The following is a 16,171-nucleotide window of genomic DNA, read 5'->3' on the forward strand; positions in this document are numbered from 1 at the left end:
CACATCAAAATCCGGATACCCGCGGAATCAGTACCGGCGCACCAGCGGTGCATGCTCGGTCGAGACGGCCGAGGTCCCAGGCGACCAGCGCAAGCCGAGCTTCACGTCGTGGGAATCGATGTTCTTGAAGGTCATCGCCTCGCACGACCTGCACTGGCCGGCATAGTTGTAGACCGTGCCCGTCCTTCCGTCCCCGAGATTGAGGTAGCGGTATGCGAGCTCGACCGTGAAGCTCGGGCTCACCTCGTAGCCGACGCCCGCGTGCAACGCCCATGCGAGATTCGTCTTCGAGCCTGTCTTCGCGTAGGCGAGGCCCTGCGTGACGACGTTCGTGTCCTTGAAGTCGTCGAGCGTGACCCGCACGGCGCCGATACCGGCGCCTAGGAACGGCGTGAGGCCGTACCAACTCCCGAGATCGACGTAGCCGTTGAGAAGGACGGCCAACTCACGCTTCGACGCGGTGTACTCGTCGGTGCCGTAGCCGAGCGGCAGGCTCGTGTCGCGATAGCGCTCCAGCCCGGTGAACGCGGCGGCGCTGCGATACTCGCCCGTGACATCGGCTCGGAGCCACGGGTTGAAGCGGTAGCCGACCCCGGCCCCGGCGAGCGGTGCGCCCGCGAAGCCAAGATTGACCTTCTCGATGGTGCCGAGCGCGTCCAGGCTGTTCGAGAGCCGTTCGACCGACTGGTTGCTGAAACCGATATCGCCGCGGAGATAGAAGCCTGCAGCCTCGGTTTCCGGCGCAAGGGTCCTGCGCAGCTCCGGCACCGGTGCGGTTGGCGACAGGTCGGCGGCCTGCGACGCCCAAGGCATGCAGATCAGACTAGACCAAAACAGCCCGAGCGTTCTCCCTGCGCCACCCTTTGCACTCATGATCCGGTCTCCACCCGCTGCTTTCACGGCCCGACCGTCTCACCTCGTGGTTGACGCATTCCTAACATACCCCTCTCAGGTACCGACGGACCGCTTTTCCGAGCGCCCTGCCGATAGTTTTCGTACTTGGGAAACCGGCGGTCATAAGCCGGACGGGAGAACGGCCTATTCTTTTCCGCGGAAGACGAATCTTCCCTCTGATCAGCAGCCCGCCGGTTCGATCGTCTCGCCTACCCCCAGGGGGTGTGATACGCTCTGGCGGCCGCGGTGCGTCACCAGCCCGGGCGACGGGCCGCGACCTCATCGACGGAGACGGGAGGACTAGCGCGATGCCGAGACGAGCAATCTGCGGTTCCGCACTCGCCCTGATCCTGGCACCGGCCGCGGCGGGCGCCGTAGGCCTGCGAGAGACACAGCCGCCCTACACGGCGGCGCCCGCAACCGGGCCTGCCGGTCGGGGACTGGGCGTACGCACATTCCGGGCGCACTACCGCCCCGTCTTCCTCGGCTGCGTCTACTCGTATCATGAGTGCGAGCATCTCGCCCACGACCATGGGTACTACAACCACTTCACGCGCCATGATCACGCGACGTGCCATCACGGCCCGTCGTATGCCTGCTATGGCCAGTGACGAATTCAGCGAAGACGCCCGCCGACCGGAACGGCGGGTCGAAAGCGTCGGGTTCTCGATGCCAAGCCGCGCAACAGCCGTCGGGGTTGGGCTGGAAGGCGGTGGGCATGGGCACCATTCCGAGGACGTGGTCGAAGAGCACCATCATCGCCTCATGGTCGTGGAGCACCGCTGCCATGTGCTACGGAAGACTGGCGAACGGCGTCATGGGATACGTCCGTCCTATCTCAGGTAGGTGCGCACCACGTCGATGAGTTCGGCCGCGCCCCCGGCGCGCGCCGGGTCCGGCTCGGCGTCCGGGTTCACGAGGTGGTGGCGGATGTTGTCTTCATCAGTCCGGCGGTCAGGCCGTTGAAGGCCCCGCGCGTCGAAGCGGCCAGCATCGGGATGTCGGCGCAGCCGAATTCGGCCTCCAGGGCCTGCTCGACGGCTCCCGCCTGTCCCTTGATCCGGCGGGTGCGGCTGCTCCCCCTGACACGTACGACCGCGAGGCGCAGTGGGGAGATGTGCAGTCCGTGAAAGGTCGGGGCGCGGCCATTCGCGGCTTCTCCACGACCCGGCGGCGCGGCGGCCAGTCCGCCGATGGCCCCCTCCGGCCGCCGAGCCCCGGTCCGGCCAGGACCGCGCCGCCGCGGCCTCCTTTCGCAGGTCGGCTTGCCAGCGGCCTTGCCGGTGACGCCGGGCCCATCCAGGCGCTCGGGCGGCGTGCCCGACCTCAGGCGAGCTCGCCCAGGTTCGTCGTTGCCTGGAGCCCCCGGCGCCCCTAGAAGGGCGCGCCGGGCCCGCCCCGGCGGGCCGAAGCATGCTCCTGTCGTTCAGTCCTTCGGCTGACGCTCGTCCCGTGCAACGCGCTTCGGACGGTGACGACGGACGCCTGAGATCCCGTATGGCGAGCGATCCCAAACTCCACATCAAGGCCAAGCTGACCGAGGTCGAAGCGGCGATTCGCCTGCGTATGTCGCCGGAACTGCTCGAATACTTCACGCGCGTTCAAGCCAAGGCCGGCATCGCGCGCAAGCTCGCATGCGAGACCACGGACGGATTGCGCTGGTACGAGGAGGCGGAGCTCGTCGCCTTCGACAAGTTCCTACGCGAGCCTTGGCCGGTCAGGAAGGGAAGAAGCCGGCCGCACATGCCGGAGAAGGTCCGCCTCGAGATCAAGCTGGAGGCGAACTGCGCCTGCGCGATCTGCAACCATGGCGCGAACTGCGAGGCCGCGCACATCGAGCCCGTCTCGCAGACGCTGAGCCACCATCCCGCCGGTCTCGTCTGGCTCTGTCCGAACCACCACACCGACTTCGACAAGGGCGTCCACATGCCCCGGGACGTCGACCTCGCGACCGTCAAGGCCGTGAAGCAGGTGCTCGTCAATCGGCGCGTGCGGCAGTGGACCATCGAGCGAAACGCGAGCCTCGCCGTCCTGCAGCTCGTTCGGCAAGTCGAGGAGATCGGCGGCTTGCTTGCCAACGTGGATTTCACGGCGGCCCACGGTGCCGTGCTCGCCATGGCACGGAAGGACCTCGCCACCCTGGAAGTGACCGCGGCCGAGGCCGCCGCCACGCAGTCCGAAGCCGGGCCAGTCGCCCAGTCCTACGCGAAGTTCGCGGCCAAGGTCGCCAGTTCGGCCAAGAGGGCCCGAACGCTGCCGGAACCCCGCATCCCGACGTTCGCCGCGACCATCGTCGAGGCGCGGGACGAATTCCTGCGCGACGCCGCCATGACCGCCTGTCCGCTCTGCACGGGTTCGGGTTCGTGGGACGGCTCCGATTGTCCGGCTTGCGGTGGCGAGGGCTACGTCGCTGCGGCCGACGCCCGGCGTATCGACGTGTCGGCTTACCAAGCCGTCGATTGCCCGGTCTGCGATGGGTGTGGGCAGCGCAACGGGAGCCTCTGCCCGGCATGCGGCGGCGAGTGCCGCATGCAGCGGCGCCACGCGGAAGCGGTCGATACCAGGGATTACGAGGAGGTCGCCTGTCCGGTGTGCGAGGGGGTCGGGCGTCGGGCGGGCGAGGAGTGCCCGGCCTGCGGCGGCGAGAGAACCATGGAGCGACGCATCGCCGACACACTCGATCCGGCCGCCTATGACCTGGTCAAGTGTTCCCTCTGCGCGGGCAGCGGACAGCTCGGCGGCTACGACTGCCCGCCCTGCGCCGGCGAGGGGCGCTTGGAGCGGCAACTGGCCGACCGGTACGACTGGTCGCAGTACGACCTGGTGAAGTGCCCCAGCTGCGGTGGAACAGGGCAGCGCCACGATTACGATTGCCGATCCTGCAATGGCGAGGGGCAAGTCTACCGTCGGCAGCTCGACTGGATCAGCGACTGAGGAGCCGCTCCAGATCTTTCAAGGGAGCTGCCGACGCGATGCGGGCCGCCATCCAGAGCGGTTGCAGAAGGATGTCCGGGAACGATTCCTCCCTGTTGCGCGACCCGGGTCGCGCCGCCGAGGGACCCACCCGGCCCCTTGGCGTGACGTCGCCGGCCGCGGTCAGACGGGCTGCGCCCCACGAAACCGGGCGAACGTGCTGCGGCCGGCCGGGCCGAACAGCACCACCTCGTAGGTCGCCGGTTCCATGCCATCGACCTCCATGCCGGGCGAACCGACCGGCATGGCGGGCACAGCGAGGCCGGTGGCGGTCGGCTTCTCCGCGAGCAGCCGCTTGATGGCCGATGCGGGCACGTGCCCCTCGACGACGTAGCCGCCGACCTGGGCCGTGTGGCACGAGGCCAGCTCCCGAGGCACCCCGAGTCTGACCTTGACCGGGTTCACCGGGGCGTTCACGACCTGGACGCGAAATCCCTCGTCGCGCAAGTGTTTGACCCAGGCCTCGCAGCAACCGCAGCTCGGGTCCTTCGTGGCGACGACCTCCGGCAGATCCTCCGCCCGCGCCGCCTGTACGCCGGCGGCCGCCAAGCCGAGGACCACGATGCGTCGGGACGGTCGGAAAAGTTCGCTCATATCCAACTCCTGTCTTCTCACGGCCGCCGTGACGGCCCGTCCAGCCCAGCCACGCTCACTCGGCGGCCCGGGGGAGCCCCGCTTGCACGGCGGCCGACCCTTCCTGCCGAAGCGCCAGCCTCCGTCCCTTCACGAGCCCGTAGATGGCCGGGATCACGACGAGGGTCAGCACGGTCGAGGAGACCATGCCGCCGATCATCGGCACCGCGATGCGCTGCATGATCTCCGACCCCGCGCCGGTGCTCCAGAGGATGGGAAGCAGGCCCGCCATGATGGCGACGACCGTCATCATCTTCGGACGCACCCGCTCGACCGCCCCCACCATGATGGCTTGGTACAGGTCCGCGCGCGTGGTCTCCCGCCCGGCGGCTCGGGCGGCGGCCCGCCGCTCGTCCCAGGCATGGTCGAGGTAGACCAGCATGATCACGCCGGTCTCCGCGGCCACGCCGGCGAGCGCGATGAAGCCCACCGCCACCGCGACCGACATGTTGAAGCCCATCCACCACATGAGCCACACCCCGCCGACCAGGGCGAAGGGCAGCGACAGCATGACGATGAGCGTCTCGGTCAGGCGCCGGAAGTTCAGGTAGAGGAGCAGGAAGATGACGAGCAGCGTCACGGGCACCACGATCTTCAGCCGGGCCTCCGCCCGCTCCAGGTACTCGAACTGCCCGCTCCACTGGACGCTCATGCCCTGCGGGAGCCGGACCTCCTTGTTGACCGCGTCCCGGGCCTCGGCGACGTAGCCGCCGAGGTCGCGCCCGGTCAGATCGACGAAGATGTAGACCGCGAGCTGCCCGTTCTCGGTGCGGATCGAGGTCGGCCCTCGGGTCAGCTGGACCTTCGCCACCTCGCCCAGCGGAACCGTGCCCCCGGCCGGCAACGGCACCTGCACCTCGGTGGCGATGGATTGCGGATCCGACCGGAAGGCGCGCGGGTAGCGCACGTTGACGGTGTAGCGCTCGCGGCCCTCGACCGTGTTCGTGACGCTCTCGCCGCCCAGTGCCGTCGCGATGACGTCCTGCACGTCCCCGACCATCAGGCCGTAGCGCCCGAGGGCCTCCCGGTCCGGCACGATGTCGAGGAAGTAGCCGCCGATGACCCGCTCGGCGTAGGCGCTCGACGTGCCCGGCACGTTGCGCACGACCGCCTCGACCTGTCGGGCGACCTTCTCCATCTCGGTCAGGTCGGTGCCGTAGATCTTGATGCCGACCGGCGTGCGGATGCCGGTCGAGAGCATGTCGATACGGGCACGGATCGGCTGCGTCCAGGCGTTCGACACGCCCGGGAACTGCAGCGCCTTGTCCATCTCGGCCTTGAGGCTCGCCAGCGTCACGCCGGGACGCCACTCCGCCTTCGGCTTCAGGGTGATGATGGTCTCGAACATCTCGGTCGGGGCGGGGTCCGTCGCCGTCGAGGCGCGCCCCGCCTTGCCGTAGACCGAGGCGACCTCGGGGAAGGACTTGATGATGCGGTCCTGGGTCGCCAGCAGCTCCCCGGCCTGGGTCACCGAGATGCCCGGCAGGGTGGTGGGCATGTACATCAGAGTGCCCTCGTTCAGGTCCGGCATGAACTCGGAGCCGAGCTGGCGGGCCGGCCAGATGGTCAGGCCGAGCGCCGCCACCGCCAGCAGGATGGTCAGCACCTTGGCCCTGAGCACGACCTCGATCACCGGGCGGTAGACCCAGATCAGGAAGCGGTTCAGCGGGTTGCGGTGCTCGGGGATGATGCGCCCGCGCACGAAGAGCACCATCAGGGCCGGCACCAGGGTCACCGACAGGAGCGCCGCCGCCGCCATGGCGAAGGTCTTGGTGAAGGCGAGCGGCCCGAACAGGCGCCCCTCCTGGCTCTCCAGGGTGAAGATCGGCAGGAAGCTCACCGTGATCACGAGGAGGGAGAAGAACAGCGACGGGCCGACCTCCGCGGCCGCCTCGACCAGGATCTCCACCCGCGGCTTGCCCGGGGGCGCCCGCTCCAGGTGCTTGTGGGCGTTCTCGATCATGACGATGGCCGCGTCGATCATGGCGCCGACCGCGATGGCGATGCCGCCCAGCGACATGATGTTGGCGCCGATCCCGAGGAGATGCATGGCGCCGAGCGCCATCAGGATGCCGACCGGCAGCATCAGGATGGCCACCAGCGCGCTGCGCAGGTGCAGCAGGAACACGATGCAGACGAGCGCAACGATGACGCTCTCCTCGACGAGGGTGTGCTTCAAGGTGTCGATGGCCGCCTCGATGAGCTGCGAGCGGTCGTAGACCGGCAGGATTTCCGTGCCTTTCGGCAGGCTCGCCGCGACCTCGGCCAGGCGCTGCTTGGCACCCTCGATGACGTTGAGCGCGTTGGCGCCGAAGCGCTGCAGGATGATGCCGCCGGCGACCTCGCCCTCGCCGTTCAGCTCGGTGATGCCGCGTCGCTCGTCCGGCCCGAGCTCGACCCGGGCGATGTCCCGCACCCGCAGCGGGGTGCCGGCTTGGGTCTTCAGCACGATGTTCTCGATGTCGGCGACGCTCTTGAGGTAGCCGCGTCCGCGGACCATGAACTCGAACTCGGAGAGCTCGACCGTGCGGCCGCCGACGTCCGCGTTGCTCGACCGGATCGCGTCGCGGAGCGCCTTCAGCGAAATCCCTTGCGCACGCAGGCGGTTCGGGTCGACGACGACGTTGTACTGCTTCACGAAGCCGCCGACGCCTGCAACCTCGGCCACGCCTTCGGCGCGCGAGGCCCCGAAGCGCACCACCCAGTCCTGCAGCGAGCGCAGCTCGGCGAGCGTCTGCTGCTTGGCCACGATGGCGTACTGGTAGACCCAGCCCACCCCCGTCGCGTCAGGGCCGAGCGTCGGGGTCACGCCGGCCGGCAGGCGCTTGCCGGCCGCGCTCAGGTATTCGAGCACCCGGGAGCGGGCCCAGTACGGGTCCGTGCCGTCCTCGAAGATCACGTAGACGAACGAGACCCCGAAGAACGAGAAGCCGCGCACCACTTTCGACTTCGGCACCGTCAGCATGGCGGTGGTGAGCGGATAGGTGACCTGGTCCTCGACGACCTGGGGCGCCTGGCCCGGGTACTCGGTGTAGACGATGGTCTGCACGTCCGAGAGGTCCGGGATGGCGTCGAGCGGCAGGGTGCGCACGCTGTAGAGACCGGCCGCCACCACGAAGACGGTGCCGATCAGCACCAGGACGAGGTTGCGGGCCGACCAGGCGATCAGGCGTGCGATCATCGGGTGGCCTCCGTGGCCTGCGCCTGCGGCTCGGCGGCGGACTTGGGCGCCGCCATGCTCTGCAGCGCCGCCTTCAGGTTGCTCTCGGCGTCGATCAGGAAGTTGGCCGCGGTCACGACCTGCTCGCCGGCCTGCACGCCCTCGCGGATCTCGGTGTAGCCCTCGCCGCGGGCGCCGAGCTTGACCTCGCGCGGCTCGAAGCGGCCCTCGCCCTTGTCGACGAGAACGACCTGGCGCGCGCCCGTGTCGATGACGGCATCGTTCGGGACCGCCACCACGGGCTTGGCCGCGCCAGTCCCGATCTCGACGTCGGCGTACATGTCGGGCAGGAGCACCCCGTCGGGGTTCGGCAGCTCGATGCGCACGCGGGTGGTGCGGGTTTGGGTGTTCACCTGCGGGTAGATCAGCCCGACCTTGCCGGTGAAGCTGCGCCCGGGCAGCGAGCGCACGCGCACGCTGACGGGCTGGCCGACCTTGACGGAGCCCAGGTCGTACTCGGGGACGTCGGCCAGCACCCACATCGTCGAGATGTCGCCGATCCGGAACAGGGTGTCTCCGGCCGACGCCTTCATGCCCTCGATGGCGTTGCGTTCCAGGACGACCCCGTCGCGCGGGGACGACCACGTGATGGCCATAGGCACCTTCCGGGTGCGCTCCATCTCGTCGATGACGGCTTCCGAGACGTTCAGGTTCTGCAGGCGCCGCCGGGAGCCGTCGAAGCCCGGGTTGGCGATGAGCTGGGCCGCCGCCGCGTTGATCTCGGGCGAGTAGACGTGGACCAGCGCCTGACCCTTGCGGACGCGGTCGCCGGTCGTGACGTTCTCGACGTGGTCGACATAGGCGTCCGAGCGGGTCGCCACGACGGTGACGCGGCGCTCGTCGAGCGTCACGGTGCCGGGCACCCGCACGGCTCGGCTGACGACGCGACGTTCGGCCCGCTCGGAGCGGACGCCGGTGCGCTGGACCTTGCCGGGCGAGATCTTGACGGTGTTGCCGTCCTCGGCCTCGCCCTCGTAGACGGGGAGGTAGTCCATCCCCATCGAGTCCTTCTTCGGCACCGGCGACGTGTCCGGCAGGCCCATCGGGTTGCGGTAGTAGAGAACCTTCCGGGTCCCTCCCGGTGGCGCGGCGTAGGCGGCGTTCGCCTCGACCGCCTTTGCCGCGGCGGGCCGCGGCTCGAAGTCGAAATCCTCGCCGACATGCACGGGAAGGTAGTCGCGTCCGTCGTGCGTTCTCGCCGGCGCGGGCGCGTAGGCCGCCTTTCCGTCGGGATCGCGGTAGTAGAGGACGGGCGCATCCGCGGCCGCGGCCGGCTTCGCATCGCGGCCGACGAGCAGACCGGAGACCGAGGGCGGCAACCACGCCGGCAAGGGCCATCCCGCCTCGCCGGCCCGCAGCCCGGCGAGGGCGCCGCCCCCGACGGCGAGGGGCAGGAGAACGAGGCCCGCGACCCATGCCTTCGCGTGGCCGCCTCGGTGCGCGCGGTCACGTTGCCGCGCCAAGTGGATCGGTGTCGTCTGGTCCATCACTCGACGGCCTTGAGCACGAGTTGGTCTTGGACGGTGCCGGTCTCGCCCGGTACCTTCGCGGCCAGCGAGAGGCGCCAGCGGCCCTCCATCGCCAGGTTGGCCCTGAAGGCGTAGATGCCCGGTCCCGGGCTCGCCTCCGGCTTCAGCTTGCCCGTCATCGTCGGCATCCCGTCGGGTGCCATGTCGAGGCGATGCGCGTAGACGAGCGCGTCGGCCACGGGCTTGCCGACGCGCTTGTCGAGAAGACGGACCTTGAGTGTCGCCTCGCCCGATTTGGTCTCGGGATCCAGGAGCTCGAAGGCATAACCCTCGAGTTCCGGGGGCACGAGTGGCGCGCCCTTGGGCAGCCACGCCGCGACCGGTTCCGGAAGCCGTGTCGCGATCGCACCGGGAATCACCCATGCGCCGCGCGCGAGCCCGTAGCCGGCGCCGGCTCCCACCAGGGCACCTACGATGAGGACGAGCCCGAGCAGGAGCCAAGCGCCTCTCCCCGCCGGCCGGCGCCCCTCCTGGTAGACGTCGAAAACGTCGTCCCGGCCCGTCATGGCGTCACCCGTAGGGCCGGGAGGACGGGGAAACGGGCCGCGCGGCTCGGGGCGTGCGGGATGCGCCGGGGCCCCTGGGGCAAGACGCGGACGCGGGGATGCGGGATGTTCGGTGGACACGGGGATGATCCTGTTCCGGAGCGTCTGGATACGGGGCCCCGACCGTTCGGGCCGCCGCGGCGCGGCGGTGCGCGAAGGCTGCCGTGCATGCTCATGCACGGGGTGGCACCGCTCTCGGGCGTGCTCAGGAACGCGATTTGGGAGGGGGGGCCTGCGGGGCTGCGGCCAAACTCGGCCGGGTATGGTCCTGCCGAACAGGCAAGGGGGCCGGGGCGACCGGATCGCTGCCCACGGCCGGGGTGGGCAGAATCCCCGGCACGATCTTCGCGGCGCACGTCGCGGCGAAGGGGCAGGCCTCGGTGTCGCGGCAGTCCGGGTTCGAGGGCCCGGGATCGCAACACGGCATGTCGTCGGGCATCGGTGCGACGTTTGGCGTCGCGACGCCGTCCGGTTGGTTCGCCACGTCCCAGTGGACGGTCCCACCCGGAAGGGCGCGCGCCTGCGCGGGGGCGACGGACGCCCCTGCGACAAGGCCGAGCACGGCGAGGGCCGTGAGCAGGCGCGCTATGGCGGATCGGATCGACATCCGCTCCCAGGATCCCACTGTTCGGGGGCTTTGCCTAGCCCCGGACGCGCCGGACTCGCGACAAGCCCGACGAATACAAGTTCGCGGGCGCAGCCCCGCAAGTTACAGCCGTCACCGCGACCTGCGTGACGGTGGTCAGAACGCGGGTCCGCCCGAAGTGGTGCCGAGGTTCTGGGCCGCGGCGGGGCGCTCGGGGAACTGGGCATTCCCGCGCGTGCTGCTCCTCAGGTCCCGTCCTTGGGCATCGCGCCCCTCCCAAACGCGCCCGAGGCTCCCCGTCGCCTCGGGCGCGGCTCCCGTCGCGCCTTCCAGGGCGCTCCAGCCCGCCGAAGGAACGGCCTCGCCGGGCAGCCTCGGGTGCGCCCCAGCGCCGCCTGCCATGAGGGTGGAGGCCACCAAGGTCGCAAGGATGTACTTCATCGTATGCTCCATCGTCGTTCGCGTATGCCTTCACGGCGCCGCTACCGACGACTTCGGGACCCGCGGATGATGCGTTACAGAGGACCTGTGCGGGGACCCGCGTCCGCGGCGAACCAAGGCCTTGTGGAAGTCGAACCGGGCCTCGATTCCGACGTTGTCGGGTTCCCGGGTGTCGGGCATAATGCCCACGGTCCGAAACACGAGTGGCTCCAGAGGCATCCCGTGCGTCCCGAGGTGAACAGGGAAGTCGTGAACGATCGTGCCAAGCTGATGATCCATCGGCTCGTGGCGCGTCGGCTCGCGCACGATCCGGGCATCCTCGATAGCGCCAAGATGGCTGTCATGCGGCTCGAGGCGGACTACCCCGAGCGCACCTTCGTATCCGAATGGCGCGAGATCCTCGGGCAGCCACCCGGGACGATCCGGCAACTCCTCACCCGGCGGGACGAGGGCATGCAGCGGCTTCGTCTCTCCTCGCCGTTCCTGGAAGGGGAGGGCGTGTCGTTCGTGCGCGACCCGAACGTCCGGAAGCGGATCTGGCGCCTTGCACGCAAAGGGGCCGCCCAACGGGCGACGCATGCCGGTCGCCAAGGCTTCTCCGCCCCGGCGTGAAACGTCCCCTTGAGATCAGGACGGTCGCGGACCTGGACCGCACCGCCCGTTCGCTGGCGTTGCACTTCAAGACCCGCACCGTGGTGGTCGTCGGCAGCCAGGGCATCCTCGTGGGCTGGCCCGGCGCGCCGGTCACGATGTGCATGTCGCCCGAGATCGACGCCTATCCTGCCAACGCTCGGGCCTGGGAGGCCGCCCAGGACGACGACCTCGCGGAGGCATCCGAGGAGATCTCCGTCTTCTTCGGCGAGGGCTCGCTCTTCCACACGGCGCACGGTTTCTACATCGACGGCGTCGACGACCGCACCGCCCGCCTGCCGCCCTCGTGGCCCTCGCGCGCGGTGGTCCGGGAGGTGAGGGGCCACGGCACGGCGACCGTGACGGTGGTGGCTCCCGGGCCGGAGGACCTGATCGTTTCCAAGCTCGCTCGCCTCGCCGACAAGGACCGGGACTACATCGCGGCCTACCACCGGGCCCGGCCTCTCGACCTTGCCGTCATCGAGGCCCGCGTGGCGGAATGCGGGTTCGAGGAGCCCCTGGCACGGCGTGCGCTCGCCTTCCTCGCCGGCCTTCCCGCGCGCCCCGAGAGCACGCCCGCCGGACCCGTGCGGACAGCCGCTGTCGTGCCGTCCCATCCCGCCGGGACGCACTGCGCCTTCGTCATGGACGAGGGACGTTCGGTCTCGATCCGCGCCTGGAACGAGGTGGCCGGGCTCTACGATGTCCTCGACAATCCTCTCGGCCCGGCCGTCGTGGCGCAGGACGGAACGAGCGCCTTCCTGATCGACGGGAAGGCGCTGCCGCGGGAGATGTGGGACACACATCCGCGCGTCCGCGCCGCGCGACGAGGCGACCTCTCCGGGTACCCGCGACCGAACTGGGCACCCCCGGACTGACCCGCATTCCTCGGAAGACCGCGTCGCGACTGGAGTGGTCCGGCCCCGAGCGGGCGGCCCGATCCGCCTCACCAGCGCAGCAGGCGAGGCCCGAGAAGCGCGCCCGCCAGCGTGCAAAGGGCGATCGTGCCGCCGTACCAAACCGCCACGAACGGTACGGTGTCGTCCATGCAGTGGATCGCGTAGCCCGTCGCGCTCACGCCTCCCGACGCAAGCCCCACCAGGGCTCCGGCCCGGACGAGATCCGTCGGTGCGCCAAACTTCCGGACCGCCCACGTCAGGGTCGCGAAGGGGACCACCGCAATCACCGGGATGGAGACGAGACATTCGAGCCACATCTGGCCGGTGAGCATGGTCCCCCAATGGGCCGGGGGTGCGCTGGCGAGACTGAGGGCAGCGAGGACCATGACCGCCGCGAATGGCAGGGCCGCAATCCCGAGGTGCACCCTCCTCTCGCCCCCGGGGCGAGCGATGCGGCCCAGGTAGCGCAAGGCCAGGCCTCCGACGGCGAGGGCGAAGGCCAGCTTCGCCAGCAGGGAGGTGAGTGCCCGCCCTTCGCCCAAGTCCGGCCGGACGCCCAACGCGAGGAGGGCCAGGCAAAGCGCCCCGGCAGCCCCGGCCGCGGCCCAAAGCGCGATCCGCCTCAGCATGTCGGGGGACTTGGCAGGCTCGCTGGCGAAGCTCGCGCCGAGCAAGCCAATGAGTTCGTCGGTCTTCATCCCCGTTTGCCTCCTGCCAAGGCGGCCATCGCCTTCAACCCGCGGTGGACGCTGACCTTGATGGCCGATTCCGACATGCCGGAGCGCGTCGCTGCCTCGGCCACGCTCAGGCCTTCCACCTTCATGGCCCGGATCGCCTGCTGCATCTTGCCCGGAAGGCGACCAAGCAGGCGCTCGATGTCGAGCGTGCTCTCGACTGCGGCGTGGTCGTCGCGTGCGACCAGTTCCCCCGCGTCCTCGACAGGCACGTCGGCGAGCGAAGCGCGGGTACGCCTTAGGTGGTCGATGAGCTTGTATCGAGCAATGGCGTAAAGCCAGGGCGTGACCGGCTGGCCGACATCGTAGGTGTGCCGTCGGGTGTGAACCGCCATCAGCGTCTCCTGGACGAGATCCTCCGCTTCCGGCGCCGCGCGTCCGGAGCGGGCGAGCTTGCCCTTGAAGTAGGCCCTCAGGTGCGGACCGAGCCGCTCCAGAAACGCCCGGTAATCCGCCGCACTTCCGGCCAGGCCGGACGACAGCAATGCCCGCAACTCGTTTTCCTGACCGATCAAGAGGCCTCTCTCGGCCGACCCGCGGAAGTCGCGTCCGACCCGGCAATTGAACACGTCACAGCGGCACGCGTCGCGTCCGATCCGAACGTGCAGGCCCGGAACAAGCGTCCAGCGGCCCGTGCAGCCCAGGGACGCCAGCGCCCGGCCGACCCAGGCGGCGCGGCCGGACGACAGGGGCCGTCGCGGTCGTCCGGCCGCCCAGCTAGAACGGAATGCCTGCCAGGAGCAATCCGTAGGAAAGGGGCGACGGGTTACAGGGCTCCACACTCTCACCCGTTCGGTCAGCCGAGCGGCCCCCAACCCCTGCCGTCGGCAAGCCCTGGCACTTCGTTCGGAACGCCCGCGATGACGAGAAAAATGACCATATACCCCCGGATCGTATCCGGGGCCAGGCGCGTTCCTCAGTTCTCCGAGCGAAGATGGAGGTGAGGAGATGTCGAGAGTGTTGCAGATCGGGGTTCTCGTGCTCGCCGCGGCCGCGTTCTGGTCCGCGGCAGGTCCGGCGCGAGCGCTCGACGATGTCGGGGCCGCTCATGCCGACCGCCATGGCGCGGAGACCCACGGACACGTCATCGAGCACAGGAAGACGCCAGGTCACCATGGCGAAGCGGGCCATCGAGAGGAGCATCGCGAGGTCGTGCACGAGGGCGGCCATCACGGCGAAGGGCGTCACTGACCTGGGAAGCCAAACCCGACTGACCGCGAATTCGCCCCACCGCATGGGGCTTTCCCGGCTACGGGTACTCCGCCAAACACAGGCGAGATGTCCATAGGCGGGTGCACCCCGCCCGGACCAGGCGGGGCGCTCGCCGGAAGCGCAGCGGTCCCACAGCATCGCCCCGGACCGCGGCTGCCTTGCGCGGGTGGCCAGCCAAGCACGCCGTCCGGCCGGGCATCGAAAGAGATCGGGCTCAGCAGGGACCCGGACCGTATGAAAAAAGCGCAACGGAACGGCGAACCCGACCCATTCAAACCTATTATACCCCAGTAGGGTAAACGAAGAGAGAGGCCCGAATGAAGGCTTTGAGAACTGCACTCCTTGCCATGGCAATCATGGCTTCCGGCGCAACGCCGTTGCTTGCTCAAGGCGGCCACGGCACGTCCATGTCCGGCATGGACATGAAGAACATGGGGCCTCTGCAGAAGGGCTCCATGGAGGCCATGGAAAAGATGAACAAGGCGATGATGCAGGGAATGATGGATCCCGACCCCGATCTCGCCTGGATGAAGGGCATGGCGGCGCACCACCAGGGCGCGGTGGACATGTCCGAGGCCGCCATCAAGCACTCCAAGGACGAGACGGTCGTCAAGGAAGCTCGGAAGACGAAGGAGGAAAACGAAAAGAGTCTGCGCGAAATCCAGGCCAAGATCCGGAAGGAGAAATGAATTCTTCAACCCTTTGCTCGGCATCGGGCCACGGACTGGTCGGGGCATTGCCTCGGCGGCTCGGCAGCCAGGATGCCGGGCCGGCCGTCCCCGACTAGCGCAATAGCGCCAACAAAATCCACCGCGTGCAGCGTGATTTCTCGCGGGTTTGCGAACGGTTGGAGGGCGAGCGTCCGGTGCGTTCGTCCGCGTCGGCGCGCCAGGGATTGCTGGCATCCGAGTACGTCCGGATCAGGTGGACCCGCCGAACCGCCTCTCCCTGCAGCGAAAGCATTCACGGACGCGGCAGAAGATCGGGAGCGGCTGGGCGGCGTCATGGGGCGTTGCGGGTCGGGTGCGAACATGCCTCGGCCGTTCGGCTTGCTTCCCGCGGCTCCTTCTTGGCGCTCCATACAAGGAAGGGCCGCCTGCTGCCCTCGTATCCAGGCTCGCGTGCTGGATGCCGCGCTTGCCACGTATCGAGTTTGGGCGGCACCGAGCTTCCTAGGCGGGCTCCCGGCGGACAACCCCCTTGCAATCGGCTTCAGGAACGGACCGCTTTCTGCCGGAGGCGTCGGCGCTCTATCGATCCGCCAACCGCCCTGGCACTCCGGTGGCACTCCGGCGAGATCCTTGCCGTCGCTAGCCGCCCAGGCCGCAGGCGCAAGCACTCGCGCGTGGCGTGAAATGGCCACGTCGCGGGCCGCCGAGAACCGCGTCAAGACAAAGTCCGACATAAGGCCGGACGCCTGTCGTCCGCCGCGCGAGTACGACCTGTGGCCAATTTTCAACAGCGCCGCGGACCAATCCGAGCTCATCTTAAATTAAAGTGCTCGTGCGTTGCCGGTCCAGTCCATCCGTGCGACGATTGCACCAGGTTCGCACAGGGTCATACGGTCCTTGACACGTCTTCGCGCAGTGGTGCTCGCCGTTCTGGCGATGGCCGTGGCCATCGCCCCGGCAGTGCCGTGCACGATGAAGCGGCACGCCGCCGCCGACCACCTGGTGGTCGCCGTCAAGGCGTCCGAGCCCCACGCGCACCATCGCCATCATCATGCGCGTGCGGACGATGATGATGCATCGTCCGGGGTCTCCCTTCAAGCGGAGCACGGAGACGCCACGCTCTCCGGTTCGGGTGCCGCGGCAGACACCTCCACCGGCCTTGGCCACCAGCAGCCTCCTGGCACGCCTGGGCACCACAAGCGTG

Annotated in this window: 14 protein-coding genes and 2 pseudogenes; 6 read left to right on the forward strand and 10 right to left on the reverse strand. The window is 69.1% G+C overall.

Annotated features, from left to right (window positions below; all coding sequences use genetic code 11):
• Window positions 1-27: 27 nt before the first annotated feature.
• The 3 genes and pseudogenes from MFF61_RS14835 to MFF61_RS14845 form a co-directional block, all read right to left on the reverse strand.
• Window positions 28-873 carry an outer membrane protein gene (locus MFF61_RS14835; RefSeq protein WP_238235843.1) on the reverse strand — a complete coding sequence of 282 codons (846 nt, stop codon included), beginning with the start codon at window positions 871-873 and terminating at the stop codon, window positions 28-30.
• Between the two features lie 570 nt (window positions 874-1,443).
• Window positions 1,444-1,650 (reverse strand): hypothetical protein, encoded by a 207-nt coding sequence (locus MFF61_RS14840; protein WP_238235844.1) that lies wholly within the window; start codon window positions 1,648-1,650, stop codon window positions 1,444-1,446.
• Window positions 1,651-1,727: 77 nt separating this feature from the next.
• A pseudogene (locus MFF61_RS14845) lies at window positions 1,728-2,002 on the reverse strand (metal/formaldehyde-sensitive transcriptional repressor).
• Window positions 2,003-2,391: 389 nt separating this feature from the next.
• Here MFF61_RS14845 and MFF61_RS14850 point away from each other — a divergent pair.
• On the forward strand, window positions 2,392-3,828 hold the full coding sequence (locus tag MFF61_RS14850) for an HNH endonuclease signature motif containing protein (RefSeq protein WP_238235845.1): 1,437 nt from the start codon (window positions 2,392-2,394) through the stop codon (window positions 3,826-3,828).
• Between the two features lie 162 nt (window positions 3,829-3,990).
• On the opposite strand, the gene MFF61_RS14855 is transcribed toward MFF61_RS14850, so the two are convergent.
• From MFF61_RS14855 to MFF61_RS14875, 5 genes are all read right to left on the reverse strand, one after another.
• Window positions 3,991-4,461, reverse strand: a complete 471-nt coding sequence (locus tag MFF61_RS14855) for a DUF411 domain-containing protein (RefSeq protein WP_048447256.1) — start codon at window positions 4,459-4,461, stop codon at window positions 3,991-3,993.
• A gap of 55 nt (window positions 4,462-4,516) precedes the next feature.
• On the reverse strand, window positions 4,517-7,681 hold the full coding sequence (locus tag MFF61_RS14860; RefSeq protein WP_238235846.1) for an efflux RND transporter permease subunit: 3,165 nt from the start codon (window positions 7,679-7,681) through the stop codon (window positions 4,517-4,519).
• Window positions 7,678-9,207, reverse strand: a complete 1,530-nt coding sequence (locus tag MFF61_RS14865) for an efflux RND transporter periplasmic adaptor subunit (RefSeq protein WP_238235847.1) — start codon at window positions 9,205-9,207, stop codon at window positions 7,678-7,680. Before MFF61_RS14865 ends, MFF61_RS14860 begins: the two co-directional genes overlap by 4 nt.
• Window positions 9,207-9,755 (reverse strand): FixH family protein, encoded by a 549-nt coding sequence (locus MFF61_RS14870; protein ID WP_238235848.1) that lies wholly within the window; start codon window positions 9,753-9,755, stop codon window positions 9,207-9,209. The genes MFF61_RS14865 and MFF61_RS14870 overlap by 1 nt, the downstream gene beginning before the upstream one ends.
• Window positions 9,756-10,536: 781 nt before the next feature.
• The gene (locus MFF61_RS14875; RefSeq protein ID WP_238235849.1) at window positions 10,537-10,821 is read right to left on the reverse strand and encodes a hypothetical protein; all 285 of its coding nucleotides are present in this window, start codon (window positions 10,819-10,821) and stop codon (window positions 10,537-10,539) included.
• A 222-nt stretch (window positions 10,822-11,043) separates the two neighbouring features.
• Between MFF61_RS14875 and MFF61_RS14880 the strand changes: the two genes are divergently transcribed.
• Window positions 11,044-11,433 carry a hypothetical protein gene (locus tag MFF61_RS14880; RefSeq protein ID WP_238235850.1) on the forward strand — a complete coding sequence of 130 codons (390 nt, stop codon included), beginning with the start codon at window positions 11,044-11,046 and terminating at the stop codon, window positions 11,431-11,433.
• Entirely contained in the window at window positions 11,430-12,329 is a 900-nt protein-coding gene (locus MFF61_RS14885) for a DUF6036 family nucleotidyltransferase (protein ID WP_238235851.1), read from the forward strand. Before MFF61_RS14880 ends, MFF61_RS14885 begins: the two co-directional genes overlap by 4 nt.
• Window positions 12,330-12,397: 68 nt before the next feature.
• Here the strand turns inward: MFF61_RS14885 and MFF61_RS14890 are convergent, their stop codons facing one another.
• Both MFF61_RS14890 and MFF61_RS14895 read right to left on the reverse strand, forming a co-directional pair.
• A complete protein-coding gene (locus tag MFF61_RS14890) occupies window positions 12,398-13,048 on the reverse strand; it encodes an NrsF family protein (protein ID WP_238235852.1) in 651 nt (216 codons plus the stop codon).
• Complete coding sequence (locus MFF61_RS14895; RefSeq protein WP_238235853.1) at window positions 13,045-13,599, reverse strand: sigma-70 family RNA polymerase sigma factor; 555 nt, start codon at window positions 13,597-13,599, stop codon at window positions 13,045-13,047. Before MFF61_RS14895 ends, MFF61_RS14890 begins: the two co-directional genes overlap by 4 nt.
• 442 nt (window positions 13,600-14,041) lie before the next feature.
• Here MFF61_RS14895 and MFF61_RS14900 point away from each other — a divergent pair, with 442 nt between their 5' ends.
• From MFF61_RS14900 to MFF61_RS14910, 3 genes and pseudogenes are all read left to right on the forward strand, one after another.
• Entirely contained in the window at window positions 14,042-14,275 is a 234-nt protein-coding gene (locus tag MFF61_RS14900) for a hypothetical protein (RefSeq protein WP_238235854.1), read from the forward strand.
• Between the two features lie 338 nt (window positions 14,276-14,613).
• Complete coding sequence (locus tag MFF61_RS14905; protein WP_238235855.1) at window positions 14,614-14,985, forward strand: DUF305 domain-containing protein; 372 nt, start codon at window positions 14,614-14,616, stop codon at window positions 14,983-14,985.
• Between the two features lie 900 nt (window positions 14,986-15,885).
• Window positions 15,886-16,171 (forward strand): annotated as a pseudogene (locus tag MFF61_RS14910) (hypothetical protein); the annotation flags it as partial.

The organism is Methylobacterium isbiliense (assembly GCF_022179325.1).
GTDB lineage: Bacteria > Pseudomonadota > Alphaproteobacteria > Rhizobiales > Beijerinckiaceae > Methylobacterium > Methylobacterium isbiliense.